Source organism: Rhodococcus ruber NBRC 15591, assembly GCF_001894945.1.
Classification (GTDB): domain Bacteria; phylum Actinomycetota; class Actinomycetes; order Mycobacteriales; family Mycobacteriaceae; genus Rhodococcus; species Rhodococcus ruber.
In genome coordinates, this window is record NZ_BCXE01000007.1 from 15,224 (window position 1) to 41,423 (window position 26,200).

The following is a 26,200-nucleotide window of genomic DNA, read 5'->3' on the forward strand; positions in this document are numbered from 1 at the left end:
CCGAAATCCGACCCGGGGCCGATGCTCCGTCACCCTGCTGTGGGAGACGGCGACCCGGGTGCCTTCGAGTCGGCCGGTCGGTCAGTCACGGCGCAGTGTGCGGCCGTCGGGCAGGGTGCGGCCGCTCAGCAGTGCCACCAGGCGGCCGCTGTCGGTCCGCACCACCTCGCCGCTGCCCCAGCTCCAGTCGGCGTCGTCGGCTTCGAGCCGGACCTCGGTCAGGTCGACCCCGAACACTGCGCCGTTCGCGGCGGTGAGCTGGTCGAGGACGGCTACCACGGCCTCGGCCGGGGCAACCGTCGGCCGCTCGAGCGCGACCGTGACGTCGAGGGAGTGGATCACTGCATGGCTGAGCGCGCCGGCCGCGCCGCCACCCGGCGGCTGCCACGCGTGCAGCAGCGGCGACCGGAGATGGGCCAGGTGTTCGGAGACCGGAAGGAACGCGTCGCGGGCGGCCACGGTGTCGGACAGCACGGTGAAGTCGCCGCCCGCCGCCGCCATCTCGGCTCCGAACTGTTCGGGTGTGAGCCGCGCCGGCATCGTTGCGTGCGCGACCACGTGGCGCACCTGCCATTTCTCGCAGAGCGAGGGCGCGTCCCAGGTCTCCGCGGGGACGGAGGCGAGCAGGTCGGCCAGGCCGTCGTAGGTCGGCGCGACCCCGGATTGCAGGTTCACAGCAGGTCCCTTTCACGCGGTGGGCAAGGTGATCCTCGAGCTCGCAACGCGAGACGAGGAAGCCGGCGCGGGGCTCGGACGAGCGCCTCGGCGGGCGCGTGTCATCGATATTCCGAACCTTCCGCAGTCGAAGCACCCGCGCCGGCGATGACGGTGATGCGAGAGTTGAGACTCCGCGGACGGGACGAACTCATCGGGGGACGGTGGAGCCGCGGCCACGGCTCCTGCCCGACTGTCGTGTACCGAGACGACCGGTGGGTATTCGACAGGGACGGATCGCCGGCCCCGGCGCGGCGCCCGACACCGACCACGGGAGGAAACGAACAGTGACCGACTTCGGCTACACCATGCTCTGCGAACAGTCCCGGCCCGACCACCTCGTCCGCGACGTGCAGATGGCGGAGCAGGCCGGCTTCGATTTCTCGGTGATCAGCGACCACTACAACCCGTGGCTGGAGGAACAGGGACATTCCGGATACGCGTGGTCCGTCCTCGGTGCCGCGGCGCAGGCCACCGAGCGGATCCCGCTCATGACCTACGTGACGTGCCCGATCCTGCGGTACCACCCGGCGGTGGTGGCGCAGAAGGCGGCGACGATGCAGATCCTGTCCGGGGGCCGCTTCCGCCTCGGACTGGGCGCGGGGGAGAACCTCAACGAGCACGTCGTCGGCAAGGGCTGGCCCGCCGTCGGCACCCGGCACGAGATGCTGGCCGAGGCCGTGGAGATCATCTCGGCACTGTTCGACGGCGGGAACGTGAACTTCCGCGGCGACTACTTCGACGTCGAGTCCGCGCACCTGTACGACCTGCCCGAGGACCGGGTGCCGATCGGGATCGCCGTCTCCGGCGCGCGGTCGTGCTCCCTCGCCGGGGAGAAGGCCGACCTGATGGTCGCCACCGAACCCGAGCCGGACCTGACCCGGATGTTCGACGAGGCGGGGGGAGCGGGCAAACCGCGGGTCGGGCAGATCGCCGTCTCCTACGACACCGACCGCGACGCGGCTGTGCGACGGGCACACGAGCAGTTCCGCTGGTTCGGCCTCGGCTGGAAGGTCAACCCGGATCTGCCCGCGCCGTCCTCGTTCGCGGCCGCGACCCAGTTCGTGACGCCCGAACAGGTCGGGGCGCAACTTCCGTGCGGCGACGACATCGACGAGTACGTCGACAAGATCCGGCCGTTCGTCGAGGCGGGGTTCACCGAGGTCGCCCTCGTCCAGATCGGCGGTGACCGGCAGGAACCGTTCATCCGGTGGGCCGAACAGGAGTTGCTGCCGGCGCTGCGCAGTCTGCTGCCGGGCTCGTGAAACGCGGGAGCCGCGCGCCGCGATGGTCTCGGTAGAAGTCAGTTCTCACTGACGCCGCAGGCCTCGTCAGCGGTGTGCTCCGGCAGGCGCAAACCGACGGTCGTCCGGCGTCGAAGGGTGTCGAGATGTACGTCGAACCGCGCGTGGCCGGACTGCGTCAGTGGCGCACCGAGCGTCTCGAGGATTTCGTGGCCGAGCTCGAACGCACGACCGACCCTGCCCTGCCGTGTTCCGCCCGCGACGTCGCGCGTACCGAGCTGGCGTCGCGCCGGGAGGGCGGAACGGTGGACTGGGTGTGCCGGGTCAGGACCCGGCCCGGGTCCGGCGGTCGTTCCTCGCTGCTGACCCTGGCGCTGCCCATCAGGCTGTCGGAACCGGAGGTGCGCCACGCGGCCCTGGCCCGTGCCCGCGAACTGTTCGGGTCCGACGTCGTCGTCGACAGCGTGCAGTTCGGCAACTGAGGAAGTTCGCCGGAACGGTCAGGGACCGAGCCGCACCGCCGAGATCACGCCGGAGACGGTGGCGGCGGCACCGACCGCGACGAAGCCGGTGACCATCGTGGCGACGGCCCCCGCGGAGACGACCGTACCGAGCACGGTGCCCAACCGCGGACGCAGGCCGGGCGCCGGGCGGGCCGGGGCGGGGTCGTCGAGGCGTACCGGGTGGCGCACCGCCGCGGGCGGCAGAGCGAAGTGGGGGTCGGGTCGGTGGGCGAAGTTCTCGGACATCAGTGTCTCCCCGTCCGTCGTTGACACTTTGTGCCTCCAGTGTCGCGGCGCCGGGTCTCCGGCAGATGGCCGCATTTTGAACTCTGGGTTTCGTAGAGTCGGCCTGCCCGCGCCCGGACGCCGGCCACCGCCCCCTGCGCGGTGACCGGCCCCGCCGGTCCGCATCCCCACTCGACGTTCCGGCGCGTTCCCCTCCGGGGAGGGGCCGGCGGCGACGGCTCCGGCTGCACGAGAGTGCGGCCTGTCCGACAGCCTCCATCGGGTGGAACGCATCGGAGCTTGCCGCGGTGCCGGAGCGAGCGTCGCGAACGGGGTGAAAGCAGGGGTGAATTTCGAGCACGCGGCGCGGACGGCGCCCGGCCGCCGTTCCGAGGACCCGCGCATTCGGGACCGACCCTGCGATACGTGCCGGCCGTCGACATGCATAATGACCGCAGCGTTGCTGACGCCCATGCAGGGAAAGTCCGGTCCGAGTCCGGCGCTGACCCGCAACGGTAGACCGTCCACCCGACGGTGAGCCCGATCGCCTGCATGGACGTGCGCGACTCCGGTATTTCGTCGTGGTCTACGAGATGGAGTCCAGCAGGGTAGTCGGTGACCTCTGTCCGGGGCCGCTGCCGTGCCGGAGTCTGCCCCGTGCCACCTGAGCAGAGCACGAGGTCCCATGCCCGTCGACTTCCGCCGTCCCGCCACCGCGGTTCTCGCCGTCCTCGCCGTCGCCACCGCGGCCGGTTGTTCGCGCGGCGCCGACATCGGCGCCGGCCCGTCCGCGGCAGCCTTCGCCGAACCGGTCTCGATCACCAATTGCGGACGCACCGCCACCTACGACGCGCCCCCGCAGCGGATCGTGTCGATGAACGACCACGTCACCGAAACCCTGATCCAGATGGGCGTGGGGGACCGCATCGTCGGCATGGGCTACGGCGAGAAGGACGACCCGCTCCCGGAGACGGCCGAGCAGTTCCGGGCGATCCCGTCGCTGGCCGCCGAGTACCCGACATACGAGCAGATCCGCGACCTCGAACCGGACCTGGTCGTCGGCGGGATGCGCAGCGCATTCGACGACAAGACCGGTCGGGGGCGGGACGCGCTCGAGCAGGCGGGGATCCACACGTTCCTGTTCTCCGAGTACTGCGGTGCCGGCTTCTCCGATATCGCCCTGCTGGAGAACGACTTCGCCCAGCTCGGCGCTCTTCTCGGTGTCGAGGAGCAGGCCGCGGATCTGACCCGGTCGATCACCGCGGAACTCGACGCGGTACGTGCCCGGCTGGCGCAGGCTGCCGTCGCACCCGTGCGCACCTTCTTCTACGACTCCGGCGAGGCCGAACCGCTCTCGGTCGGTGGCGTGGGCATCGGCAACCTCATCGCCGGCTACGCCGGCGCCGACAACATCACCGCCGAAGGCCCGAAGCCGTACTTCACCACCGGCTGGGAGATCGTCGGTGAGCGCGCACCCGAGGCGATCGTCGTTCTGGACTACGGTGCGACCAGCGCGCAGGACAAGATCGCCTATCTGAAGAACCAGCCGATCGTGGCCACCACACCCGCCGTGCGCAACGACCGATTCGTCGTCGTGCCGCTCGACGACTTCTTCGAAAGTTCGCGCATGGTCGATTCGGTCGAGACGATCGCCCGCGGACTGCACCCGGCCGCATTCCCGGACGCGCCGTGACCGCCGCCGGCACCCTGACCGGCCCGTCGTCGCCGCACGCCCCGGCCCCGGCGGTCCGGGCAGGCGCCGGGGGCGCGCACCATCGTTCGCTGTGGCTGATCCTGCCGCCGCTGCTCGCCGCGCTCGTGCTGGCGCTGGCGGGCGCCGTATCGCTGGGCACGGTGAACATCCCCTTCGGCGACGTGTGGGCGATCGTCGCGCACCGCCTCGCCCCGGGAGCCTTCATGCCGTGGTGGACCGCGGCGCGGGAAGCGATCGTCGTCGACTCCCGCCTGCCCCGAGCGCTGACGGCGGCCGTCGTCGGTGCCGCGCTCGCGATCGCCGGGGTGGTGGCGCAGGCGGTGACCCGCAATCCGCTGGCCGACCCCTATCTGCTGGGCGTGTCCTCCGGCGCCGGGTTCGGGGTGGTGCTGGTGACGGTCCTGGGTGTCGGCGGCGGCGCCCTCGGAGCCTTCACCCTGCCGTTCGCGGCCTTCCTGGGAGCCCTGGTCCCGCTCGCCGGCGCGATCGCGGTCAGTGTGCGCGCCCACGCCGTCACCGCGATCGTCCTCGTCGGCGTGGCGATGTCGATGGTGTTCTCCGCGGCGACCACCTTCACCCTGCTGGTCCTCGGTGACGACCACCAGCTCGGCACCGTGATGCGCTGGCTGGCAGGAGGATTCGGGGATGCGACCTGGTCCGTGCTGGCCGTGCCCGCGCTGGTCCTGCTCGTCGTCGGCGGCGGCGTCCTGCTGTGCGGCCGGCAGCTGAACCTGCTGCTCGTCGGCGACGACGGGGCGACCGCGCTGGGAATGGACGTGCGGCGGTTCCGCATCCTGATCCTGCTCGCGGTCTCGCTGCTCACCGCCGCGGCAGTGGCGGTCTCGGGGACCGTCGGTTTCATCGGACTGCTGATCCCGCACGTCGCCGGTCACCTCGTCGGCCGCAACAGCGTCCGGTCGATACCCGTGGCGGCGGTGGCCGGGGCGCTCGCGCTGGTCCTGGCCGACGTCGTCGCCCGCTCGGTCAGCAGCTCGACCGAACTGCCGGTGGGGGTCGTCACCGGACTGCTCGGGGCACCGGCCTTCCTCGTCATGCTGTGGCGCAGCTACGGGCGGGAGTGGTGACCTGCCTGCGCGCCACCGGGGTCCGTGCCCGGCTGGGCGAACGCATCGTTCTCGACGGGGTGGACCTCGACGTGGCGGCGGGCCGGGTACTCGCCCTCGTCGGACCCAACGGCAGCGGCAAGACGACCCTGCTGCGCGCCTGTTACCGCGCGGTGCCGGTCGGGGCCGGCACGATCACCGTCGACGACCGGGACGTCACCGACGTCACGCGCCGCTCCCTCGCCCGCCTCGTCGGGGTCGGCGTCCAGGAACCGGTCGCGCTCGGCGGGACGACCGTCCGCGAATCGGTGCAGCTCGGGCGCACCGCCCGCCGCGGCTGGCTCGAACCGTTCGGCGACGACGACCGGGCGGTGGTCGAGGACGTGCTCGGCCGGCTCGGGCTGCTGCACCTCGCCGACCGCGACGTGCTCGCCCTGTCCGGGGGAGAGCGTCAGCGTGTCTCCATCGCCCGGGCCCTGGCCCAGCAGCCCCGGGTGCTGCTGCTCGACGAGCCGACCAATCACCTGGACCTGCGTCACCAGCTGACCGTGCTGGAGTTGCTGCGCGGCCTCGCCGCGGACGGGCTCGCCGTCCTGGTGACGCTGCACGACCTGCGGCTGGCGACCGAGTACTGCGACCGGATGGCGGTGCTGAACCACGGGTCGGTGGTCGCCGAGGGAACTCCGGAGGACGTCCTGCAACCCGCGCTGCTGGCGGAGGTCTTCGGCGTCCGCGGCCGGGTCGGTGTGGACGGCGACGGCCGGCGCACCCTCGACGTCCGGGGGCCGGTCGATGCCTGACCGCCACTCCGGTGCCGTGGCGCGTGCCTATGCCGCGGCCCGGTCCCTGCTCGGCGACTTCGCGCACACCGTCGACCTCGGGCCCGTCGTCCTTCCGGGCAGGCTCTCGACCGATCCGCAGTGGCTGGCCGAACGGGTCCGCGACACCGGACGCAGATGGGACTGCCCCGACCCCCGGGTCGCCGGCACGCTCTGGTGGTACTCGGCGAGTTCGACACTCGTGGCCGGACCCGTCGCGATGCTCCTGGCCACCGGCTGCGCCCCCGATCCGGACCCGGCCCGGTGGCGCTGCACGCTGCGACCGGACGGCTACCTCGGCGCGGTACGGTCCTCACACCTGCTGACCGGGGCCGATGCCTTCGCGCGTGCTCTCGGGCCGGCGCTGTCGGCGATCGTCGTACCGCTCGCGGGGGTGTCGGGTGCCTCGGAGCGGGCGCTGTGGGCCGTCGCGTCCGACTCGATCGCCAACCGCGCCCTCGACGCCGGGCGTGCCGCCCACCGCACCGAGGACGGATGCGCTCTTGCCGCCGTGCTGTCCGTACCGCCCCTGCTCCCACCGCGTTTCGTCGACGTCGGACCGGGCGGGAGCGGGACGGCGGCGCCGGGATCGCCGGAATCGGGACGGCGCTTCGTGCGCCGCAGCTCCTGCTGTCTGATCTACCGCGCGACCGGCAGCGACAAGTGCACGAGCTGTCCGCGCCGGGCACCGGCCGACCGCGACGCGGCGTTGCGGCGGTACGTCGCCGCACGGACGTGACGCGGATCAGGCCGCCGCGAGCGCGATCAGCGCGATCGCCGGTGGCGTGCACTGCGCCGCGGCACCCCCGAGCCCGGCGCCGCGGGGCCGGCTCATGGCCAGGCGGTCCGAGACGAACAGGGCGATCCCGGCGAGCAGCATGAACGAACACGTGTAGAGCACGAGCGCGCGTCCGACCGTGTCCTCGCCCGCCCGCCACAGGGCCACCCCCATCAGCGCCCCGGCGCCGAGGAACAGGTTGTAGAAGCCGACGTTGAACGCCCACATCCGCACCGCCGCGACGTCGCCGGAGGGAATGCGGAACAGGTCCTCGTGGATCGACGGCCGCCGGAACAGCAGCGTCTCCCACACGAACGCGAGCAGATGCACTGCCGCGGCGAGGGACGCGGCGAGCTGGGCGAGGGTGATCACGGCGCACCCGCCTCCGTTGCGAGCGCGACCCCGTACCGGTCGGCGACCTCTCGGAGAGCCCGACCCGTCTCGTCCGGTGGACGCTCGCGCCCGAGGGCGTCGACCGCACCGAAGAAGCCGCCCATCGAGGTCCCGGCGGCGATCAGCAGGAAGGTCGCGGCGTCGGTCAGGACGGTGAAGGAGTTCACCGTTCCCGGCGCGAGGGTGATCGTGTCCCCGGCCGCGAGCTCGTGGCCGGTCGCTGCCGCACGGACCAGGATCCGGCCGCTCAGCACGTGATACGACTTGGCCCACGGTTCGGCGTGCAGCGGTGGCGGCTCGGTGCGCGGCGCCTCGACGAGGAAGAGTTCGTACGCTCCGCCGGCGTGTGCGCCGGTGGACAGGGCCGTGACGGTGGCGTCGGGCAGGGTGAGACGGCGGCCCTCGCCCATCCTGCAGAGTTCGGTGTTCTCGGTCATGCCTGTCACGTTAGGAACCGCCCGGCCGGTGGCCCATCCCCGGAAACGGGGATGGGTGGTAGCCCGCCACCGGCGCATACTGGGATCATGCTCGAGATCCGGGCGGAGAAGGTGGGCCGGGAGGTGGTGGCGCTCGCCGCCGCCGGCGCCGACGTGACCCAGGTGCACGAGCGTGCCATCGAACTCGTGGGCCGAACGGTGCGCAGCGACCTGACGTGCTGGGCGATGATCGATCCCCGGTCCCTGACGATCGGCTCCATGACCAGCGGCCCCGACCGGATTCCGCCGGAGTACGAGCCGCTGCTCGCCGAGAGCGAGTACCGCGGGCACGATCCCGGCACCTTCGCCGAGTTGTTCCGCAGCGGCCGCACGGCGACCCGGGGATCGGATCTGCCCTCGGACGAGGTGGCCCACTGTCTTCGCCACGCCGAGGTGTGGCGTCCGCTCGGAGTGGAGAACGAACTGCGCGTGATCTTCCGGAGCGGTGAATTGTGCTGGGGAGCAGCAGGATTCGTTCGATCCGGGGTGGACTTCACCGATGCCGAGGTCGAGTTCCTCACGCAGGTGGCGCCGGCGGTGGCGGTCGCGACCCGCGCCGCCGTGTGCGCCACCGCCCCCTCGGGCCGGGGCGACCCGGGTCCGGCGGTGGTCCTGACCGGGGCCGGAGGCAAGCCCCTCGCACTCACGGCAGCCGCCCGCGACTGGGAGGAACGATTCGACGAGATCGCACCGGGACGGCTGGCCGTCATGGTGCGCGCCGCCGCGTTCGGGGCGCGTGCGAGCGGTTCGGGTGTGTTCCGAACGCGGATCCGCGACACCACCGGCGGCTGGATCCTGCTGCGGGCCACCGCGCTGCTCGGGGGTGACGAACCGCAGACCGTGGTCACGCTCGAGCCCGCGGCCGGTGGCGAACTCGCCGAGTTGCTGCTCGCCGCCTACGCCCTCACGGCCCGGGAACGGGACGTGTGCCTCGAGGCGATGGCCGGGTACTCGACCGCCGAGATCGCGGCCCGTCGCGGCATCACCCCGAACACCGTCCACGATCACCTCAAGGCGATCTACACGAAGACCGGCGTGCGCAGCCGGGCCGAACTCACCGCCCTCCTGCGGTCCGGACGGGACCTGCGCCGAGCCGCCGTCGCCGCGCCGGAGTGATCACACCGGTCGAGCGCATCTGCCAAGATCAGGTATGCCCCTGACCCGGCGGATACTGCCCGTGCTGTGCGCCCTCGGGCTCCTGGTCGCCTGCACGGCCACGGACGACGCGGCACCCGGCCCGCCCGGATCGGCGGACAACGCGGCCGCGTCGGCGACCTCCTCGTCGGCCGACCCCGCGCAGGCCGAGGCCGTGGACCGGATCGTGCGCGACACCATGGCGGAGTCGCATCTGAAGGCGGCGATCGTGCGCGTCACCGTCGACGGCAGGGAGATCCTCACCCGCGCCTACGGCGAATCCACCACCGGCGTGCCGGCGACGACCGACATGCACTTCCGCAACGGCGCCGTGGCCATCTCCTACGTCGCCACGCTGCTGCTGCAACTCGTCGACGAGGGGACGGTCCGCCTCGACGACACGGTCTCGACGTGGCTGCCCGACATCCCGCATTCGGACCGGGTCACCCTCGGCCAGCTCGCCCAGATGACCTCCGGCTACGCCGACTACGTGCAGAATCCCGAACTGTCGGACGCGATCTACCGGGACCCGTTCCGGAACTGGACACCCGAGGAACTTCTCGCCTTCGGCACGTCCCAGCCCCTCTTCTACGAGCCCGGCACCAACTGGAACTACGCGCACACCAACTACGTGATCCTCGGCATGGCCCTCGAACGGATCACCGGCCGGCCGGTGGCGGAACTGCTGCAGGAGAAGGTGCTCGACCCGCTCGGACTGGACGGCACGACGCCGTCGCAGACGCCGGCGATCCCGGAACCGGTGCTGCATGCGTTCAGCTCGGAACGCCGGCAGGCGCTCGGGATCCCCGTCGCGACCCCCTTCTACGAGGAATCCACGTTCTGGAATCCCTCCTGGACGATCACCCACGGGGCCGTCCAGACCACCGACATCCACGACCTGCACGACACCGCGGTCGCCGTCGGCACCGGCGCGCTGCTCTCACCGGAGTCGTACCGGGCGATGGTGTCGACCGACCTGCGCGGCCGCACCACCGCGCTTCCCGGTTGTCCCACGTGCTTCCCGCAGTCCGAGGGCTACACCTACGGACTCGGGGTGGTGATCACCGGCAACTGGCTGATGCAGAACCCGCTGTTCGGTGGGTACGCCGCGGTCGAGGCATACCTGCCGTCGCAGAAGATCGCCGTCGCCGTCGCCGTCACCTACGCGCCGGCGGCGTTCGACGACGCCGGCGCGTACTCGAACGAGGCCGACACGCTCTTCCGGCGGATCGGTGCGCAGCTCGCCCCGGACGACGCGCCCCCGTCGCGGCCCGCCCGGTGACATTCCCGCCCATGCCCGCCCGGTGACATTCCCGCCCATGCCCGCCCGGTGACATTCCCGCCCCTACCCACCCGGTGACATTCCCGCCCCTACCCACCCGGTGACATTCCCCGTCAGAGCAGCCCCGACAGCCGTGCCGAGCCGTCGACGAGGAACCGGACGAGCGCCGCGTCGTCCGGGGTGACCCGCGACGCCGACCCCTGCAGGTAGAGGCCGCCGACGACGAACGCCGACCGGTCCCGGATCGGCGCCGCCAGCGCGGCCCGCCCGATCCGGCACTCCTCACCCTCGTACGCGTAACCCGCGACAGCGACGGCGCGCAGTTCCTCGGCGAGAACGCCGGGGTCGCAGATCGTGTGGTCGGTCAGGCGACGCAGCCGCGGATCGGGACGCACGTGCGGATGGTGCGCGAGCATCAGCTTGCCGAGGGCGTTGGCATGCAGGTTCTTCGCCAGCGCACCGACGGCGACGATCTCGTGGTCGGGATCCTTGTCCACGAACCGCAGCCGCCCGGCCGCGAACGACGCGACGTGCACCCCGAAGCGGGTGCGGGTCCGCAGCTCCTCCACGGCGTCGTGCAGCGTCGGCGACGGGCTCGTCTCGACGGCCGCCCGCGCCAGCTCCGCGGTGCGACGGCCCAGCGCGAAGCCGGACAGGTCCGGCACACGGACGAGGAACCCGTCGGCCACGAGCAGGTTGAGCATGCGGTACGCGGTGGTCGGCGGCACCCCCGCGAACCTGGCGATCTCCTTCGCGGACGTGCCGGGGCCGAGCTGCGCGACCGCCTCGAGCATTCCCAGTGCCTTCTGCACCGCGCCCGGCTGCTGCCCGCTGAAGTGCGAGTCGTCCGCGTGCACGGACACGTGCGCCGTCAAGCCGGGTCCCCGTCGCGGGAGTGCGGGACGTCCGGAAGTATGCGCGGCCGCCCGTCCGCACCGATCACGAGAGTCCCCGCCCCGGGGAGGATGTCCCCGGTCTCGACCGAGTCGAACGCCCCGATCGTCGCCAGGCTGCCCGGCCGGACCCGCCGCAGGACGTACTGCCACACCGTGCCGGACACCGCGACCGCCGCGAGCGCCGCGGGCACGATCCACACGCCGTGCGCGGTGCCGTCGACGGCGATGTAGCCGAGCAGACCGATCCCCAGGACCGAGACGAACACCGCGGCCGCCCGCGTCACCACGGTGTGCTCGCCGATGCGGTGCAGGAACCGCCACGACGCGACGGCCACCAGTGTGTAGGCCACGACGAGGCCGATCTCGACGACACCGTCGAACGACCCCGAATCCGCCTCCGCGAGGGACGCATACAGGCATGCACCGGTGAGACTCGCGGCCGTGAAGGCGAGCACGCTCACATGCGGGGTGCGGAACCGGTCGTGGACCCGGGCGAGGGTGCTCGGCAGCACCCGCTCGACGCCCATCGAATACAGCAACCGCGAACCGGCTTGCGCGCAGCCCAGGGTCGACGCCAGCCACGAGCACGTCATACCCGCCTGCACGGCGAGCACCACGCCGACACTCGCGCCGGACGCCGTGCCGTCGAAGTACGCGCCGACGACGACGGCGGCGTGACCGGACAACGCGGCCCAGGCAGCGAACACGAACAGCACACCGACGACGACGGGAGAGATCAGCACGGTGCGCGTGACGGTCACCAACGGCCGCTTGGCTTCCGGGCCGAAGAACGCGGCGCTCTCGAAGCCGGCCATCGACAGCACGGTGAGCATCGCGAGGAACGGCATGATGCTCAGCGGGGCGTCCGGCAGTTCGGTGGTGGCCGGGCCCGCCCCGGCCGGGGTGCCCACCATGAGCGCCACGACGAGCACGAGCGAACACGTCTCGACCAGCAGGATCGCGCGCGTCGCGAACCGCACCCCACGCACGGTGATCACCGCGACGGCGAGCGCCACGAGACCGATCGTGACCGACCACGGCGCGGCACCGGACACGTGCACACCGAGCAGGTCGGCGATGCGGAGCAGGCTCTGCGCGGCCTGCGACATCACCGAGATCGAGATGCCGAGATAGCCCACCAGCAGGGCCGCGCCCGTGGTGAGGGTCGCGCGGGCACTCAGGCCCTGGAACACGAAGCTGTAGAGCGAGCCGGCCGCGGCGAGCCGCCGCGTGAACTGCGTGATGCACAGCGCCACCGACGCCACCACGGCGGTGGTCCCCGCGATCGCGAGCAGGCCGCCCACGCCCGGGCGGTGAGTCACCATCCACAGCGCGATGAACACCATCCCGGTGGCCGGCGCGATCGTCGACAGGGACTGGCCGAGCAGGTCGACGGGGGTGAGCTGCCGGCGGCCGAGGGCACGCAGCGGCGAGTACACCGGATCCCGGCGAGTTCCGGCATCCCGTGAGCGGGCAATCGCGGCCCGGAGTGCGGTTGTCACGATCGTCGTGTCCCGTCTGTGCGTCCGTGCGGCCGGCGGTGCCGGCACCCGGGCGGTGAACCGCCTCAGGGCGAGGGACAACGTAGCGCCGCGGTGTTACGCGACGGTTTCCTCCGCGAACGACATGTGGACGGCAAGTGGGAATCCGCCCGGGACAGCGCTGTGGCCCGCGCCACCCCACGGCCCGGGTGCCCGGCGAACAGGTCCTCCGAAAGGTCGAGAAACCGCGCCCACCTGCAGCGTTCGCATGAGGCGCACCGCGACGCCGGGTTCCACTCGCGGTGCCCCCGGACGTTTCCCCGACGACCCGTTCGCGACGCATCCGGTGCGCACGATTGAGCGGCACGATCATTCGACTGCGAAGGGGACGACCATGATGTGGGCGGTGGTAGCGGCGCTCGTCGGCGGGACGTTGTTGCTCGCGGGGGTGCCGAAGGCCGGCGATCACGAGGGGCTGCTGCGCGTTGTCCGCGGTTACCGGCTGCTGCCGTCCGGGGTCGAGCGGGTGGTCGCGCGGGTGCTGCCCGCCGCCGAGATCGTCGTGGGTGCCCTGCTGGTGTTCGGCGTCGCCGGCCGCACCGCCGCGGCCGCCGCAGCGGTGCTGTTCCTCGGCTTCTTCGTCGGCCTCACCGTGAACCTCGCCCGCGGCCGGCGCGAGCTCGACTGCGGCTGCTTCGCGTTCGGCGACCACGATGCGGCGCCGCGTATCGGCTGGTTCCACTCGGTGCGGGCCGGCGGGTTCGCCGTCGTGTCGATCGTGCTGGCCCTCACCGGGCCCCCGGGCATCGGCGTGCTCGAGCAGGCGGCAGCGCTCGCACTCGCGGCGCTCGTCCTCACCGCCGCCCTCGCGGCAGCCCAGTTGCGCGCCGTGGTCCACGTCGGGCGCCGGCCCGTCGACGAACACCTGACCCCCGCGTCCGCCGAACTGCGTGCCGTCGCCACCGTGTCGCGCTACGGCGCCTGAGAACCCCTCTCCCGAAACCCTTTCCGAGACAGGACCGATAGATGGACACCATTCTTCTCGTTGCGGTCACCGTGCTGACGGCGGCGGTCGCCGTGCTGTTCCTGATGGTGCTCGCGCTGGCCCGCGAGATCGGCCGGGTGCAGGTCCGGCTCGGACCCCTCGGGGCCCGCATGATGGACACCGGCCCGAAGATCGAGCAGGCGGGTCCGTCCTTCCGTGGCCTCACCGACCACGTCGGACGCACCGTCGGCATCGGCGGGCACCGGGACCGGCCGCAGCTGCTGCTGTTCACGGCGCCCACCTGCTCCACCTGCAAGAGTCTGCTGCCCGGCGTCCGCGCGATGGCCAAGGCGGAGAGGGACTTCGACGTCGTGATCGTCTCCGACGGCACACCCGAGGAGCACCGGCAGTTCCTCGCCGGCAGCAACATCGGCACCGAACTGAGCTACGTCGACGGCCGCGACGTCGGCATCGCCTACCAGGTCGGCACCACGCCCTACGGGGTGATCCTCGACGAGCACGGCAAGATCCGCGCCAAGGGCCTGTGCAACCACATGGCCCAGGTCGAGAGCCTGCTCAACGCCCTCGAGACCGGCACCCCGTCGCTGCAGCACCTGCACGAACAGGCCAAGGCCCGCGCCGCCGCGAGCGCCTGAATCCCCCCGGACGAACGGAGAGATGCGTTGGAAGAGATGTACGAGAACCGGTACCCGGTCGACAAGGAGACCGTCGAGGAACAGGCCGCCTGGATGGCCGGCAAGGGCGGCTCGTTCATGAGCCGGACCGGACGCCGGATGTCGGAGCAGGTGTCGCGCCGCTCGATGATCAGCCGTCTCGGCCGCTGGACGATGGGTGTGTCGGGAGTGGCGCTCATCAGCTCGCTTCCGGTGACCCGCACCGCGTTCGCGCAGGAGCCCGCACCCGATCCCGGCCCGGAACCGCTCGTGCCCGTCTACGACGGCAAGGATCCGGCCGAGTGCGAGTACTGGCGCTGGTGCAACATGGACGGCACCTCCTGCGCGGCCTGCAACGGCGGCGGAGTGACCACGTGCGCGCCGGGCAGCAAACCGGGTGCCGAATTCTGGGTCGGGTGCTGCACGAACCCCGACACCGGCAAGACCTACCTCATCGCCTACTACGACTGCTGCGGGGCCCCGTCGTGCTCCAACGCGTTCTGCGGCGAGCCGGACATGCAGGCCGTGATGTACAACCCGGTCTCGGGCAGTTACGACCAGGAGATCATCTGGTGCGTCTCCGACGAATCCCAGTCGTACACCTGCACCATGGCCCCCATCATCGGCGAGGACTGCCAGGCCCGTCCCGCCGAGCGTCCGAAGGTCGGTGCCGGATCATGACATTGCGTTCCCGTCGCCTCGTGCGTCCCGCCGCGGCCGCCGTGCCCCTCGCGCTGCTCGTCACCCTCGCCGGCTGCGGCTCGTCCGGCGACGACCCGAGCACCGCCGGCGACGTCACCTATCCCACCGTCGAATTCACCACCCCGGGGGAGGGCATCGCCCTCGGGCACGACGACCAGGAGATCGGCGACACCATCCCCGAACCGCTGCACGTCTCCGAGATCGAGCCCATCGGGCGCGACGAACTCGTCGCCGTGGCAGGCGGATTCGGGAAGCTGGAGCTCGGTGTCAACGTCCTCGACCCGAAGACGGGTGTCGCCGGCAGCCGCATCGTCGTCGGGCCCGGCATCTGGGACCCGGTGATCCACGGCTTCGTCGGCGAGACCCCGTCCGACCCGGCCGTTCTCGCCGCCGAAGTGTGGCGTCCCCGCGGATCGCGGGGCGCCGCCGACTTCACCGTCAGCACCTACTCCGGAAACCTGCTCGAGCCCGCCGAGGCGCTGCTGCCCGACGTCGCGCGTGTGCACTCGCGGCCCGGTTCCAACGCGGTCACCTCCGACGGGCGGTACTTCGTCACCTGGGACGACGGCCTCTACGGCGTCCGCGTCGTGGACCTCGAGACGAGGCAGCAGAGCGGAGCCGTGCAGCTCGTCGGCTGCGGACCGTTCACCTGGACCGTGGACCACGAGATCTACAGCGTGTGCGAGGAGACCGGTGAGCTCGTCCGGATCTCCGTCGGCGACGACGGCGTGCCCGCCGAGACCGCCCGGGCGAAGGTGCTGCCGGACGACTTCGTCAGCGCGCGGAAGGTCGGGTGGGCCGCCGAGGCACGCAAGGCCCTGCTGGTCGGGGAGAACGGCGACGTGTACGTCTTCGACTTCTCGAACGGCCTGCCGCAGGACTCGGTGACGCCGATCGGCAACGCCGGCCGGCCCGAGGGCCGGTTCGCGAGCGACGTCATCGACAACACCGGCACCCGGATCGCGATCGCCTACACCGACTCACCGATCCATCCCAGTTCCGCCCGCGGCGGCGACCTGGCCCGCATCGTGCTGTCCGACGCCGCGAACCTCGCGCCGATCCGGTCGCTGAGCCTGCCGGACCTGGGACTGACCGACATCGCGAGCATGGCGTTCTCCGTGGACGGCGCCACGTTCTACGTGCTCGGCGGCAACCCGGAGGGGCAGGGCGAGGCGGCGCAGCGCATCGTCGGGTTCGACGCCGCGACCGGGCAGCAGGTCTCCTCGGTGGAGATCAGCGGCAACGTCGAGGATTTCACCGATCTGCTCACCCCCGAGGTGATCGGATGAGACCACCCGGCGCCGTGTTGGGCCGGCGCAGGTTCCTGGCCCTCGGCTCCCTCGGGGCCGGGGCGCTGGGGATGAGCGCGCTCGGGTTCGGCGCCGCCGGCTGCGCCACCGCATCGTCCGGTACGCAACCGGCCGGCGCCGGCGCGGAGAACGGGGCGGCGGCCGATCTCGACTACATTTCCCCGGCCGACCCGGAGGTCGCCGCCGCCGAGGCCGCCCGCGGCTGGAACGGCACCGTGGCGTCGTTCGCGCTGGCCGCCGGCGTCGCCACCGTCGACCTGGGTGGGCATCTCGTCGACACCTGGACGTACGGGGGCCGGGCCGTCGCCCCGGAACTGCGGGTCCGCAGGGGTGACCGGCTCGACGCCGCGGTGCGCAACGACCTGCATGCCGACACCACCGTCCACTGGCACGGCATCCGGATCCGCAACGACATGGACGGTGCCGCGCCCGTCACCCAGGCGGCGATCGCGCCCGGCACGACGTTCGACTACAGCTTCGTCGTCCCGGACCCCGGCACCCACTGGTACCACTCGCACAGCGGCCTGCAGGCCGATCGCGGGCTGTTCGGCGCCCTGATCGTCGAGGACCCCGACGACCGCACCGGCGCCGACGCCGACGCCGTGCTGGTCCTCGACGACTGGCTCGACGGTCTCGGCACCACACCCGACGCGGTGCTCACCGCGCTCAACCCCGCGATCTCCGGTGGGCACGGCGGGCACGGCGGTGGTGCGGCACCCGGGGCGCAGCCCGCCGGGGACCTGGACGTCGCCCGGCAGCTGGTGAGTGCCGGGCACGGCGACTCCGCGGCGCTCGGCGGGATGACCCAGCACATCGCGTACCCGCTGCACCTGATCAACGGCCGGTCCCCGAACGATCCCACCCCGGTCGTCGCCGCGGCGGGGCAGCGCGTGCGGCTGCGGATCGTCAACGCGGCGGCCGAGACCCCGTACCGGTTCGCGGTGGCCGGGCACGAACTCACGATCGTCGCGGCGGACGGCTTCGACGTGCAGCCCACCGTCGCCGACACGATCGTCGTCGGAATGGCGCAACGCTACGACGTCCTCGTCACCGTGAAGTCGGGCGTGTGGCCGATCGTCGCGAAGGTCGAAGGGCGGCCAGGATATGCCTCGACGGTGCTGCGCACCCCGGACGCGGTGCCGATGGCCGACGCCGACGTGGGCGGCGCGATCCCCGAACTCGGCGGCCGGCTCGTCGCGGAGAGCGCGTTGCGGCCCGTCGAGGCCGTGCGGCTCGATCCACGCGAACCCGATCGGGACTACCGGATCGAGCTGATCCAGGCCGGGGGCCGCTACGTGTGGGGCATGGCCGGGACCGACGCCGGCCGCCTGGTCATGAAACAGGGTGAGCGCGTGCGGATCACGATGAAGAACTCGTCGACGATGTGGCACCCGATGCACACGCACGGGCACACCTTCGCGGTGGGCGCCTACGGCGGACTGCGCCGCGACACCGTCAACGTGCTGCCCGGTACCGAACTCGCGATCGAATTCGACGCCGACAATCCGGGTGAATGGATGTTCCACTGCCACAACGCCTACCACTTCGAAGCCGGTATGACCGCGAATCTGCGGTACATCCGATGAGAGGAATCGTCATGCGAAAGTCCGCCGTCCTGCTCGCCGGCCTGCTGACCGCGGTGAGCCTGTCCGCCTGCGGCACCGCCGGAGGTTCGGCCGAGCCCACCGTCGTCGTGGAGGTGAAGAACATGGCCTACAACCCGGAGTCGGTGACGATCGAGAAGGGCCAGACCGTCGAGTGGCGCTTCGACGACGGCGGACTGCCGCACGACGTGGTGGGGGAGGGCCCTCTCGAGGGCCGGCTGAAGAGCGAGCTCCTCACCGAGGGAACGTATTCCTACACCTTCGACGAATCCGGCACCTTCACGTATCACTGCACGCCGCACCCGATGATGGTCGGCACCGTGATCGTCCGGGAATGAGCCGGCAGCCGGGGTGGGCTGCGGCCCTGCTGTTTCCGCTCGTCGCGGCCTGCGGCCCGTCCGATCGCCCCCCGGACGCGGTGGTGGTCGTCCGCAACGTCCACTTCGCGCCGCCCGACGTGACCGTGCCGGCCGGCGGCACCGTCGAATGGCGGTTCGAGGACGGCGGGGTGCTGCACCAGGTCGTATCGGAGGGGTCGTTCGACAGCGGGATCACCGCGGAGGGTACGTACTCCCGCACCTTCGACGAACCGGGCACCTACCCGTACACCTGCTCGGTCCACCGGTACATGACCGGCACCGTCACCGTCACCGTCACCGAATCCTGAACCAGCCGTCCGTATCCGGAAAACACCGATCCCCTGGAGGAAGTCATGACCGCAGTTCTCGCGCACGAGCCGCTGACGACGGACGTGCCGGACATCCGTCCCACCCTGCAGAAGGCCGTGCCGTCGCACACCCGTGCGGCGCTGATCGCCGCAGCCGGCGTCGCCGGTGCCGGGGCGGCGGCGCTGCTCACCCCGTCCGGGCCCGCAGCGACGACCGCCGCGGTCGTGGGTGCCGGAGCCGTCACCGCCCTGGCCGCGAACTGGTCGACGTGCGGCATGTCGGTCGCCGGCGTCGTCGCCGCCCCGAAGCAGCCCGACCGTCCGGGTTCGTCGACCCCGGTGCGCCGGCTCGGCTGGCACGCCCTCGGCTCGATCGCGACCGGTGCCCCGACCGGCGCGCTCGTCGGGGCGCTCGGTGCGCTCGTCGCCGGGGCGGTCCCGGTGACGTGGGCGCTCCTCGCGTGGGGTGCCGTCGCGTTCGCCTACGGCCTGCACGAGCTGGGCCTGGTGACGCTGCCGACGCCGATGCGCCGCAGGCAGCTGCCGCGGCACCTGCGCCGGTCGATGGCACCGTGGAAGGTCTCGCTGCTCTTCGGCGCCCTCATCGGGCCGGGTTTCGTGATCTTCATCCGGTCGAGCGCGTACTACCTGCTGGTGCTCGGCGTCGCCGCGGCCGGCTCACCCGTCCTCGGTGCCGCGCTGTTCACGCTCGTCTCGCTCGGCCGGTGCCTGCCGAGCCTGCTGGCGATCGTGCACACCCGCGGGGGCGGGTCGATGCCGGGCTTCCTGTCGGCGATGTGCGTGGTCGACCGCCGGGTGCAGACGCTGACCGGCGCGGCGCTCGTCGCCCTCGGCGCATTCGCGGTCGTCGCCGCACTCTGACGTGCCTGCCCGCGGCGGCCCCGGGGCGCACTACCGCGCCCGGGGCCGTCGCGACTAACGTCGGGCGGCATGACGACTTCTCTGCAGAACATCGGCATCAACACCCTCGGCGGGGTGCCGACCTCCCTCGCCGAGTTCGACGGTCGCGCGGTCCTCGTGGTCAACGTCGCCTCCAAGTGCGGCCTGACTCCGCAGTACACGGCGCTCGAGAAGCTCGCCGTCGAGTACGCGGACCGGGGCCTGACCGTCGTCGGCGTGCCGTGCAACCAGTTCATGGGCCAGGAGCCGGGGACCGCCGAGGAGATCCAGACCTTCTGCTCCACCAACTACGGCGTCACGTTCCCGCTGTGGGAGAAGATCGACGTCAACGGCGAGAGCCGGCACCCCCTCTACACCGAACTCACCCGGCACCCCGACGCGAACGGCGAGGCCGGCGACGTGCAGTGGAACTTCGAGAAGTTCCTCGTCGCACCCGACGGGAACGTCGTCGCCCGGTTCCGGCCCCGCACCGAGCCCGACGCCCCCGAAGTGATCGCCGCCCTCGAAGCCGCGTTGCCCCGCTGAGCGCGATGACCGACACCATCGATGCGCGGGCGGCGCTGTACGACGTGATCCGTGCCCGCCGCGACGTCCGCGCGGAGTTCACCGGTGAGCGCGTCGACGAGCAGGTCCTGTGGCGGGTGCTGGGGGCGGCGCACGCGGCACCCAGCGTCGGCAACACCCAGCCGTGGGACTTCGTCGTGGTCCGCGACCCGCAGCGGCTCGCCGAGTTCGCCGACCACGTCGCCGGATGCCGTCGCGCGTTCGCGGACTCGCTGCCGGAGGACCGGCGGCGCACGTTCGATCCCATCAAGGTCGAAGGCATCGTCGAGTCGGGCACCGGGATCGTGGTCACCTACGACCCGTCGCGCGGAGGGCGGCACATCCTCGGCCGGCACACGGTCGACGACGTGGGCGTGTTCTCGGCGGTGCTGTCGATCCAGAACCTGTGGCTCGCGGCAACCGTCGAAGGACTCGGCGTCGGCTGGGTGTCGTTCTACGACGAGGCGTTCCTCGCCGACTTCGTCGGAGCCCGGCCCCCGGTGCGGCCGATCGCGTGGCTGTGCGTCGGTCCCGTGACCCGATTGCAGGACGTGCCCGACCTCGAGCGGTTCGGATGGCGGACCGGCCGGCCCCTCGCCGACGCCGTGCATGCCGAAACCCTTCAGGTGCGCGACGCCTGACGTTCACCCGGCCCTGGCACCGTGGAGCCCATGAGCGGCCAGCTGATCGTGTCGGTGTCGGGCATCAGGGACGAGACCCGCCCGGCGGTGGACGCCTTCGCCCGGGAGATGGACGCTCGCGGCGTGCCGCTGTCGCTGCTGGTCGCGCCGCGCATGAAGGACCACTACCGGCTCGCACGCGACCCGCACACCCAGGAGTGGCTGCTCGAGCGTCGCGAGGGCGGCGACGCCATCGTGCTGCACGGCTACGACCAGGCCGCGACGAAGCGGCGGCGCGCCGAGTTCGCGGTCCTGCCCGAACACGAGGCGCGGCTGCGGCTGCTCGCCGCCGACCGGGTGCTCGAGGAGACGGGACTGCGGACCCGGTTGTTCGCACCGCCGCGCTGGCTCGCCTCGCCGGGGGCCGTCGCGGCGCTGCCCGCCACCGGGTTCCGGCTGATGGCCGGCGTCGCCGGGATCCACGACCTTCACCGCGACACCGTCACCCACGCGCGGGTGTTCGGCATCGGGGAGGGCGCCAAGGCCGAACCGTGGTGGTGCCGGGCGATGGTGATCGGCGCCGGCCGGGTCGCCCGTCGCGGGGGGCTGCTGCGGCTGTCCATCTCCGGCAAGCAGCTCGACCGTCCCGGACCGCGGCAGGCGATGCTCGACGCGGTCGACCTCGCCCTGCACCTCGAGGCGCAGCCCTCGGTCTACCGCTGGCCGCCGCGCGCACGCACACTCGGCGCGGCCTGACCCCGGAGATCCGCCCACGCGAACCTACCCTGCAGTAGGTTGGCGGGCATGGACGCAGACGTGATCGTGGTGGGCGCCGGTCTGGCCGGGCTCGTCGCCACAGCCGAACTCCTCGACGCCGGGCGCACCGTCGTGCTGGTCGACCAGGAGAACTCGCACAACCTCGGGGGACAGGCCTTCTGGTCGTTCGGCGGGCTGTTCTTCGTGGACTCCCCCGAACAGCGCCGGCTCGGCATCCGCGACTCGTACGACCTGGCCCTGCAGGACTGGATGGGCAGTGCCGCGTTCGACCGGGAGGACGAGGACTACTGGCCGCGCCGCTGGGCGCAGGCCTACGTCGAGTTCGCGGCCGGCGAGAAGCACGCGTGGCTGAAGGAACGCGGGCTGAAGCTGTTTCCCATGGTCGGCTGGGCCGAACGCGGCGGCTACGACGCCGGCGGTCACGGCAACTCGGTGCCCCGGTTCCACATCACGTGGGGAACCGGACCGCGACTCGTCGAGATCTTCGCCCGCACGGTGCTCGACGGCGTCGACCGTGGCCGGGTGATCCTGCGGAACCGGCACCGCGTCGACGACCTCGTCGTCACCGGCGGCGCCGTCACCGGGGTGCGCGGAACCGTGCTCGAACCGTCGTCGGCGGCGCGGGGTGTGGCGTCGTCGCGCGTGGCGACCGGCGAGTTCGAATTCTCGGCCGGCGCGGTGATCGTCACCTCGGGTGGCATCGGCGGCAACTACGACCTGGTGAAGAAGAACTGGCCGAAGCGGCTGGGAGACCCGCCGAAGCACATGCTCACCGGCGTGCCGGCACACGTCGACGGGCGGATGCTCGAGATCACCGAGCGCGCCGGCGGGCGCATCGTCAACCGCGACCGGATGTGGCACTACACCGAGGGCATCACGAACTACGACCCCGTCTGGCCCAACCACGGCATCCGCATCCTGCCCGGCCCGTCGTCGCTGTGGCTCGACGCGACCGGAAAGCGACTGCCGGTCCCGCTGTTTCCGGGCTTCGACACCCTCGGCACCCTCGAGCACATCGTGCGCAGCGGGCACGACCACACGTGGTTCGTGCTCGACCAGAAGATCATCGAGAAGGAGTTCGCGCTCTCCGGCCAGGAACAGAATCCGGACCTGACCGGCCGCGACATCCGCAAGGTGCTGCAGCGGGTCAAGCCCGGCGCGCCGGCACCGGTGGAGGCGTTCAAGCAGCGCGGCGTCGACTTCGTCGTCCGCGACACCCTCGCCGACCTGGTGGCAGGGATGAACGAGATCACCCCGGACGCGCCCCTGGACTATGCGGCGGTCAGGCAGGTCGTCGAGGCCCGGGACCGCGAGATCGCGAACAAGTACACCAAGGATCTGCAGGTCGCGGCGATGCGCGCGGCCCGCGCCTACGTGCCGGACCGGATCACCCGCATCGCCGCCCCGCACCGGTTGCTCGACCCGAAGGCCGGTCCGCTGATCGCGGTCAAGCTGCACCTGCTCACCCGCAAGACGTTGGGCGGGCTCGAGACCGACCTGTCGGGCCGGGTACTGACGACCGGCGGCTCGGTGTTCGAGGGCTTGTTCGCGGCGGGGGAGGTCGCCGGGTTCGGCGGCGGCGGGGTACACGGCTACCGCTCGCTCGAGGGCACCTTCCTCGGCGGCTGCATCTTCTCCGGCCGCGCCGCCGGCCGCGCCGCCGGCCGCTGACGCGGCCGGTGCGTCCTTTGGGCGGCTACCGCAGCCCAAAGGACGCACCGGCGGCTACGCCTCGACCGAGTCCTCGGCGGGCAGGACCCGGAACTCGGTGCCCTCCTGGGCCATCTCGGAGTAACGGCCGTAGAAGATGCCGGTGGCCTGGTCTGCGAGGATGCCTTGGTGAATCGGGACGGCCACCCGCGGGTTGACCGCGCGCAGGTAGTCCACCGACTCCCAGATCTTCAACCACGGCGCCGCGGCGGGCAGCGCGAGCACGTCGACCCTCTCGTGCGGGATGTACAGCGAGTCGCCCGGATGCAGCAGACGCGCCGGGTTCTCGTCGTCACCGAGCAGGTAGGCGGTGTTGTCGATGACCGGCAGTTCCGGGTGGATGACGGCGTGCCGGCCGCCCGTGCCGCGCACCCGCACGTCGCCGACGGTGAATGCGTCGCCCGGGTGCACGGCCTGCCAGCCGCCGCCCAGCTGAGCGGCGGTTTGCGGGTCCGCGTACAGGGCGGCCCCCGGGTTGGCCTCCACCAGCGCCGGCAGCCGCGCCGGGTCGGCGTGGTCCGGGTGCTGATGGGTGACCAGGATGGCGTCGAGCCCCGTGATGCCCTCGAAGCCGTGCGAGAAGTTGCCCGGGTCGAACAGGATCGTCGCGCCGAGGTGTTCCACGAGCAGGCAGGAATGTCCGAAGTGGGTCAGTCGCATAGACCCGAGTATGGACCGTCGGGCGCGGCTGTGCGCCGAGCGGAGGTATCGTCGTGTCGGCCCACGGAGACGAGCGGGACATCCGCTCGGCCCACGGGCGGGTCAGCGCACTTCTTCGGATCCGCTCGCCGCCTGCTGTGCGAGCGACCGGCCCCACTGCTCGGCGCGTTCCTCCTCGCCGGGCTCGAGTGCCGACTGCTTGTCGACGAGGAAGCTCTCCGGATCGGCGACGAGCTCGAACCCGTGCTTGCGCAGCTTCTTGGCGATGCCCTTGCCCGCGCGGCCGGTGAGCACGGCCGCCAGGTCGATGCGTGTGTCGAACGCTGCGGCCCTGCCGCCGCCGGACGGCAGCGAATCGAGCCACTCGCGGACGCCCTCGCTCTCGGCGTCGGGTTCGAGCGTCAGTCCGCTGTCGGGTTTCTCGGCCTGCTCGGCCGCGCCGTGGCGCGTCGACTCGCGGCTCATGCCGTGCGCATGTGTGGGGCCGCCGACCACCACGAGGTCGTAGTCGGACAGGTTCTCCTCGTGTGCCTGGGTGACGGGAACCGTGCGTACCGCGGATCCCAGCCCGCGCGCGACGGCTTCCGCCACGTGACGGGTGTTCCCGAACATCGATTCGTACACCACCAGTGCTCGCATGCCGCGCCTCCTCGGCTGGGCGGAAAGTCGATGACCGTCCCACTCAGCATAGGAGCCGTCGGACCGAGCGAACGGGCCTTTCCTGCGGAGATCAGCGATACATTCGCTCGGGTGGGTGGCGTTGTGAGGAGCCGCGAGGAGAGGAACGGGACATGACGGATACGGTGCAGACCGGAGCGGGCGCGGTCCGGGGGACGGTCGTCGACGGGGTGTGGGCGTTTCTGGGCATCCCGTACGCGGCGGCCCCGGTGGGACCGGCGAGGTTCGCCGCTCCGGCACCGGTACCCCGGTGGGAGGGGGCGCGTGACGCCACCGTACCCGGCCCCACCTGTCCGCAGTCGCCGTACGCCGCGCCCGCGGCCGCGTTGCTCGGCAACGTCATCGAGCCCGGCGACGAATGCCTGAACCTGTCGGTGTGGACCCCGGACCCGGGTGCCTCGGCACTGCCGGTGATGGTGTGGATCCACGGCGGCGCATTCACCCGCGGCTCGAACCGGATCGAGAGCTACGACGGGCGTGCCTTCGCGCGCGACGGGGTGGTGCTGGTGTCGGTCAACTACCGGCTCGGAGTCCCCGGGTTCCTTTCGCTCGACGGCGCGCCGGACAACCGAGGCCTGCTCGACCAGATCGCCGCGCTGCGCTGGGTGCAGGACAACATCCGGGCGTTCGGCGGCGACCCCGGCAACGTGACGGTGTTCGGCGAGTCGGCCGGCGGCATGAGCGTGGCCGCGTTGCTCGCCTCGCCCGCCGCGACGGGCCTGTTCCACCGCGCCGTCGTGCAGAGCGGCAATGCCACCGCGGCCGCGGACGTCGAGGACGCGCGCCGGGTGACGGCCGTCCTCGCCGGCAACCTGGGGGTGCCGGCCACCGCCGCGGCATTCGGTGCCCTCGACCCCGGCCGCCTGCAGTCCGCGCAGGACGATCTCGGTCTCGAACTGGCACAGAATCCGGATCCGGCCCGGTGGGGTGAGTCGGTGGTGCAGCGCGGACTGGGGGTGATGAGCCTGTTCCCCACGATCGACGGTGAGGTGCTTCCGTCGCTGCCGATCGACGCGCTCGCCGCGGGGGCAGGCACGGATGTGCCGGTGCTGGCCGGAACGACCACCGACGAGTTCCGGTTCTTCCTGGTGCCGACCGGCATCGCCGCGGTGATCACCGGTGACACCCTTCCGTTCGTCCTGCACCGGTACGGGATCGATCCCGCGATCGCCGATCTGTACGCCGGTCACCGTCCCGGGGCCAGTCCCGGGGACGTGCTCGCCGCGATCCTCACCGACTACGCGTTCCGGTCGGGCACCGTCGCCCTCGCGGACGCGATCGTCCGCGGCGGTGGAACGGCCCGGTTGTACGAGTTCGCGTGGCCGAGCCCGGTTCAGGACCTGCGGGCGTGCCATGCGCTCGAGATCGCGTTCGTCTTCGACCGTCTCGACGTCGCCCACCGGCTCACCGGAGACCGGCCCCCGCAGTCGCTCGCCGACGAGATGCACCGCGCCTGGGTGCAATTCGCGACCACCGGAGATCCCGGGTGGGCACCGGTCGGTGCCTCGCGACCGGTCCGGGTGTTCGGGGGCGAGGGCGATCCGGTGGTGGTGGACCCGCGGTCCGACGAGCTGGCGTGCTGGATCGGGTGACGCCCCGGCCGGATCCGGACGACGGTGCGTCCCGC

General features: G+C 71.9%; 29 protein-coding genes. 21 read left to right on the forward strand and 8 right to left on the reverse strand.

Annotated elements, in window-relative coordinates; genetic code table 11:
* Positions 1-81 precede the first annotated feature (81 nt).
* Positions 82-675, reverse strand: coding sequence for a maleylpyruvate isomerase family mycothiol-dependent enzyme (locus tag RR3_RS05695; RefSeq protein ID WP_010593803.1), 594 nt, complete (start codon positions 673-675; stop codon positions 82-84).
* A gap of 326 nt (positions 676-1,001) precedes the next feature.
* Here RR3_RS05695 and RR3_RS05700 point away from each other — a divergent pair, with 326 nt between their 5' ends.
* Both RR3_RS05700 and RR3_RS05705 read left to right on the forward strand, forming a co-directional pair.
* Complete coding sequence (locus RR3_RS05700; protein ID WP_017680617.1) at positions 1,002-1,979, forward strand: LLM class F420-dependent oxidoreductase; 978 nt, start codon at positions 1,002-1,004, stop codon at positions 1,977-1,979.
* Between the two features lie 125 nt (positions 1,980-2,104).
* Positions 2,105-2,440: a hypothetical protein gene (locus tag RR3_RS05705; protein ID WP_225222236.1), complete on the forward strand. Its 336-nt coding sequence runs from the start codon at positions 2,105-2,107 to the stop codon at positions 2,438-2,440.
* A gap of 18 nt (positions 2,441-2,458) precedes the next feature.
* On the opposite strand, the gene RR3_RS05710 is transcribed toward RR3_RS05705, so the two are convergent.
* Positions 2,459-2,707, reverse strand: coding sequence for a hypothetical protein (locus tag RR3_RS05710; RefSeq protein WP_017680618.1), 249 nt, complete (start codon positions 2,705-2,707; stop codon positions 2,459-2,461).
* 664 nt (positions 2,708-3,371) lie between these two features.
* Here RR3_RS05710 and RR3_RS05715 point away from each other — a divergent pair.
* From RR3_RS05715 to RR3_RS05730, 4 genes are read left to right on the forward strand one after another with little or no spacing between them, the layout of a single operon-like run.
* Positions 3,372-4,379: an ABC transporter substrate-binding protein gene (locus RR3_RS05715; protein ID WP_017680619.1), complete on the forward strand. Its 1,008-nt coding sequence runs from the start codon at positions 3,372-3,374 to the stop codon at positions 4,377-4,379.
* On the forward strand, positions 4,376-5,485 hold the full coding sequence (locus RR3_RS05720) for a FecCD family ABC transporter permease (protein WP_064066464.1): 1,110 nt from the start codon (positions 4,376-4,378) through the stop codon (positions 5,483-5,485). The genes RR3_RS05715 and RR3_RS05720 overlap by 4 nt, the downstream gene beginning before the upstream one ends.
* Positions 5,482-6,264, forward strand: coding sequence for an ABC transporter ATP-binding protein (locus RR3_RS05725; protein WP_026137726.1), 783 nt, complete (start codon positions 5,482-5,484; stop codon positions 6,262-6,264). The genes RR3_RS05720 and RR3_RS05725 overlap by 4 nt, the downstream gene beginning before the upstream one ends.
* Positions 6,257-7,021, forward strand: coding sequence for a (2Fe-2S)-binding protein (locus RR3_RS05730; protein ID WP_234420164.1), 765 nt, complete (start codon positions 6,257-6,259; stop codon positions 7,019-7,021). Before RR3_RS05725 ends, RR3_RS05730 begins: the two co-directional genes overlap by 8 nt.
* Positions 7,022-7,027: 6 nt before the next feature.
* On the opposite strand, the gene RR3_RS05735 is transcribed toward RR3_RS05730, so the two are convergent.
* Both RR3_RS05735 and RR3_RS05740 read right to left on the reverse strand, forming a co-directional pair.
* On the reverse strand, positions 7,028-7,432 hold the full coding sequence (locus RR3_RS05735; RefSeq protein WP_017680623.1) for a DUF1304 domain-containing protein: 405 nt from the start codon (positions 7,430-7,432) through the stop codon (positions 7,028-7,030).
* Entirely contained in the window at positions 7,429-7,890 is a 462-nt protein-coding gene (locus RR3_RS05740; RefSeq protein ID WP_040274003.1) for a cupin domain-containing protein, read from the reverse strand. The genes RR3_RS05735 and RR3_RS05740 overlap by 4 nt, the downstream gene beginning before the upstream one ends.
* An 87-nt stretch (positions 7,891-7,977) precedes the next feature.
* Here RR3_RS05740 and RR3_RS05745 point away from each other — a divergent pair, with 87 nt between their 5' ends.
* Complete coding sequence (locus RR3_RS05745; RefSeq protein ID WP_064066465.1) at positions 7,978-9,045, forward strand: helix-turn-helix transcriptional regulator; 1,068 nt, start codon at positions 7,978-7,980, stop codon at positions 9,043-9,045.
* Between the two features lie 34 nt (positions 9,046-9,079).
* Entirely contained in the window at positions 9,080-10,345 is a 1,266-nt protein-coding gene (locus RR3_RS05750; RefSeq protein WP_017680626.1) for a serine hydrolase domain-containing protein, read from the forward strand.
* A gap of 113 nt (positions 10,346-10,458) precedes the next feature.
* Here RR3_RS05750 and RR3_RS05755 read toward each other — a convergent pair whose 3' ends face one another.
* A complete protein-coding gene (locus tag RR3_RS05755) occupies positions 10,459-11,220 on the reverse strand; it encodes an IclR family transcriptional regulator (RefSeq protein WP_017680627.1) in 762 nt (253 codons plus the stop codon).
* Positions 11,217-12,680 (reverse strand): APC family permease, encoded by a 1,464-nt coding sequence (locus tag RR3_RS05760; RefSeq protein WP_082061334.1) that lies wholly within the window; start codon positions 12,678-12,680, stop codon positions 11,217-11,219. The genes RR3_RS05755 and RR3_RS05760 overlap by 4 nt, the downstream gene beginning before the upstream one ends.
* A 436-nt stretch (positions 12,681-13,116) precedes the next feature.
* Here RR3_RS05760 and RR3_RS05765 point away from each other — a divergent pair, with 436 nt between their 5' ends.
* The 12 genes from RR3_RS05765 to RR3_RS05820 all read left to right on the forward strand — a co-directional run bounded on the left by RR3_RS05765 (position 13,117) and on the right by RR3_RS05820 (position 23,196).
* Positions 13,117-13,707, forward strand: coding sequence for a MauE/DoxX family redox-associated membrane protein (locus tag RR3_RS05765; RefSeq protein ID WP_029539987.1), 591 nt, complete (start codon positions 13,117-13,119; stop codon positions 13,705-13,707).
* A 41-nt stretch (positions 13,708-13,748) separates the two neighbouring features.
* On the forward strand, positions 13,749-14,363 hold the full coding sequence (locus RR3_RS05770; RefSeq protein WP_010593818.1) for a redoxin domain-containing protein: 615 nt from the start codon (positions 13,749-13,751) through the stop codon (positions 14,361-14,363).
* A gap of 36 nt (positions 14,364-14,399) precedes the next feature.
* On the forward strand, positions 14,400-15,062 hold the full coding sequence (locus RR3_RS05775) for a methylamine dehydrogenase light chain (protein ID WP_010593819.1): 663 nt from the start codon (positions 14,400-14,402) through the stop codon (positions 15,060-15,062).
* Positions 15,059-16,372, forward strand: coding sequence for a hypothetical protein (locus RR3_RS05780; RefSeq protein WP_064065871.1), 1,314 nt, complete (start codon positions 15,059-15,061; stop codon positions 16,370-16,372). Before RR3_RS05775 ends, RR3_RS05780 begins: the two co-directional genes overlap by 4 nt.
* Positions 16,369-17,979, forward strand: a complete 1,611-nt coding sequence (locus RR3_RS05785; protein WP_064065870.1) for a multicopper oxidase family protein — start codon at positions 16,369-16,371, stop codon at positions 17,977-17,979. Before RR3_RS05780 ends, RR3_RS05785 begins: the two co-directional genes overlap by 4 nt.
* Before the next feature lie 11 nt (positions 17,980-17,990).
* Complete coding sequence (locus tag RR3_RS05790) at positions 17,991-18,335, forward strand: cupredoxin domain-containing protein (protein WP_010593822.1); 345 nt, start codon at positions 17,991-17,993, stop codon at positions 18,333-18,335.
* Positions 18,332-18,664 (forward strand): cupredoxin domain-containing protein, encoded by a 333-nt coding sequence (locus tag RR3_RS05795; protein ID WP_010593823.1) that lies wholly within the window; start codon positions 18,332-18,334, stop codon positions 18,662-18,664. The genes RR3_RS05790 and RR3_RS05795 overlap by 4 nt, the downstream gene beginning before the upstream one ends.
* A 45-nt stretch (positions 18,665-18,709) precedes the next feature.
* A complete protein-coding gene (locus tag RR3_RS05800) occupies positions 18,710-19,546 on the forward strand; it encodes a hypothetical protein (protein WP_010593824.1) in 837 nt (278 codons plus the stop codon).
* A gap of 69 nt (positions 19,547-19,615) precedes the next feature.
* Entirely contained in the window at positions 19,616-20,110 is a 495-nt protein-coding gene (locus RR3_RS05805) for a glutathione peroxidase (RefSeq protein WP_010593825.1), read from the forward strand.
* Between the two features lie 5 nt (positions 20,111-20,115).
* The gene (gene bluB / locus RR3_RS05810) at positions 20,116-20,769 is read left to right on the forward strand and encodes a 5,6-dimethylbenzimidazole synthase (RefSeq protein ID WP_010593826.1); all 654 of its coding nucleotides are present in this window, start codon (positions 20,116-20,118) and stop codon (positions 20,767-20,769) included.
* 30 nt (positions 20,770-20,799) lie between these two features.
* Entirely contained in the window at positions 20,800-21,504 is a 705-nt protein-coding gene (locus RR3_RS05815) for a DUF2334 domain-containing protein (protein ID WP_010593827.1), read from the forward strand.
* Between the two features lie 48 nt (positions 21,505-21,552).
* Entirely contained in the window at positions 21,553-23,196 is a 1,644-nt protein-coding gene (locus tag RR3_RS05820; RefSeq protein WP_017680633.1) for an FAD-binding dehydrogenase, read from the forward strand.
* 54 nt (positions 23,197-23,250) lie between these two features.
* Here RR3_RS05820 and RR3_RS05825 read toward each other — a convergent pair whose 3' ends face one another.
* Positions 23,251-23,895 carry an MBL fold metallo-hydrolase gene (locus RR3_RS05825; protein WP_064065869.1) on the reverse strand — a complete coding sequence of 215 codons (645 nt, stop codon included), beginning with the start codon at positions 23,893-23,895 and terminating at the stop codon, positions 23,251-23,253.
* A 102-nt stretch (positions 23,896-23,997) separates the two neighbouring features.
* Positions 23,998-24,534: a flavodoxin family protein gene (locus RR3_RS05830; RefSeq protein ID WP_010593830.1), complete on the reverse strand. Its 537-nt coding sequence runs from the start codon at positions 24,532-24,534 to the stop codon at positions 23,998-24,000.
* A gap of 152 nt (positions 24,535-24,686) precedes the next feature.
* Between RR3_RS05830 and RR3_RS05835 the strand changes: the two genes are divergently transcribed.
* On the forward strand, positions 24,687-26,165 hold the full coding sequence (locus RR3_RS05835; protein ID WP_017680634.1) for a carboxylesterase/lipase family protein: 1,479 nt from the start codon (positions 24,687-24,689) through the stop codon (positions 26,163-26,165).
* Positions 26,166-26,200 lie beyond the last annotated feature (35 nt).

Excerpts from the sequence above, each read along its gene's own strand:
- RR3_RS05710 (WP_017680618.1), bottom strand. The coding sequence starts at position 2,707 with ATGTCCGAGAACTTCGCCCACCGACCCGACCCCCACTTCGCTCTGCCG.
- RR3_RS05815 (WP_010593827.1), top strand. The coding sequence starts at position 20,800 with ATGAGCGGCCAGCTGATCGTGTCGGTGTCGGGCATCAGGGACGAGACC.
- RR3_RS05790 (WP_010593822.1), top strand. The coding sequence starts at position 17,991 with ATGCGAAAGTCCGCCGTCCTGCTCGCCGGCCTGCTGACCGCGGTGAGC.
- RR3_RS05765 (WP_029539987.1), top strand. The coding sequence starts at position 13,117 with ATGATGTGGGCGGTGGTAGCGGCGCTCGTCGGCGGGACGTTGTTGCTC.
- bluB (WP_010593826.1), top strand. The coding sequence starts at position 20,116 with ATGACCGACACCATCGATGCGCGGGCGGCGCTGTACGACGTGATCCGT.
- RR3_RS05715 (WP_017680619.1), top strand. The coding sequence starts at position 3,372 with ATGCCCGTCGACTTCCGCCGTCCCGCCACCGCGGTTCTCGCCGTCCTC.
- RR3_RS05785 (WP_064065870.1), top strand. The coding sequence starts at position 16,369 with ATGAGACCACCCGGCGCCGTGTTGGGCCGGCGCAGGTTCCTGGCCCTC.
- RR3_RS05775 (WP_010593819.1), top strand. The coding sequence starts at position 14,400 with ATGTACGAGAACCGGTACCCGGTCGACAAGGAGACCGTCGAGGAACAG.
- RR3_RS05780 (WP_064065871.1), top strand. The coding sequence starts at position 15,059 with ATGACATTGCGTTCCCGTCGCCTCGTGCGTCCCGCCGCGGCCGCCGTG.
- RR3_RS05795 (WP_010593823.1), top strand. The coding sequence starts at position 18,332 with ATGAGCCGGCAGCCGGGGTGGGCTGCGGCCCTGCTGTTTCCGCTCGTC.
- RR3_RS05740 (WP_040274003.1), bottom strand. The coding sequence starts at position 7,890 with ATGACCGAGAACACCGAACTCTGCAGGATGGGCGAGGGCCGCCGTCTC.
- RR3_RS05825 (WP_064065869.1), bottom strand. The coding sequence starts at position 23,895 with ATGCGACTGACCCACTTCGGACATTCCTGCCTGCTCGTGGAACACCTC.
- RR3_RS05730 (WP_234420164.1), top strand. The coding sequence starts at position 6,257 with ATGCCTGACCGCCACTCCGGTGCCGTGGCGCGTGCCTATGCCGCGGCC.
- RR3_RS05750 (WP_017680626.1), top strand. The coding sequence starts at position 9,080 with ATGCCCCTGACCCGGCGGATACTGCCCGTGCTGTGCGCCCTCGGGCTC.
- RR3_RS05770 (WP_010593818.1), top strand. The coding sequence starts at position 13,749 with ATGGACACCATTCTTCTCGTTGCGGTCACCGTGCTGACGGCGGCGGTC.
- RR3_RS05800 (WP_010593824.1), top strand. The coding sequence starts at position 18,710 with ATGACCGCAGTTCTCGCGCACGAGCCGCTGACGACGGACGTGCCGGAC.
- RR3_RS05835 (WP_017680634.1), top strand. The coding sequence starts at position 24,687 with ATGACGGATACGGTGCAGACCGGAGCGGGCGCGGTCCGGGGGACGGTC.
- RR3_RS05830 (WP_010593830.1), bottom strand. The coding sequence starts at position 24,534 with ATGCGAGCACTGGTGGTGTACGAATCGATGTTCGGGAACACCCGTCAC.
- RR3_RS05820 (WP_017680633.1), top strand. The coding sequence starts at position 21,553 with ATGGACGCAGACGTGATCGTGGTGGGCGCCGGTCTGGCCGGGCTCGTC.
- RR3_RS05805 (WP_010593825.1), top strand. The coding sequence starts at position 19,616 with ATGACGACTTCTCTGCAGAACATCGGCATCAACACCCTCGGCGGGGTG.
- RR3_RS05745 (WP_064066465.1), top strand. The coding sequence starts at position 7,978 with ATGCTCGAGATCCGGGCGGAGAAGGTGGGCCGGGAGGTGGTGGCGCTC.
- RR3_RS05705 (WP_225222236.1), top strand. The coding sequence starts at position 2,105 with ATGTACGTCGAACCGCGCGTGGCCGGACTGCGTCAGTGGCGCACCGAG.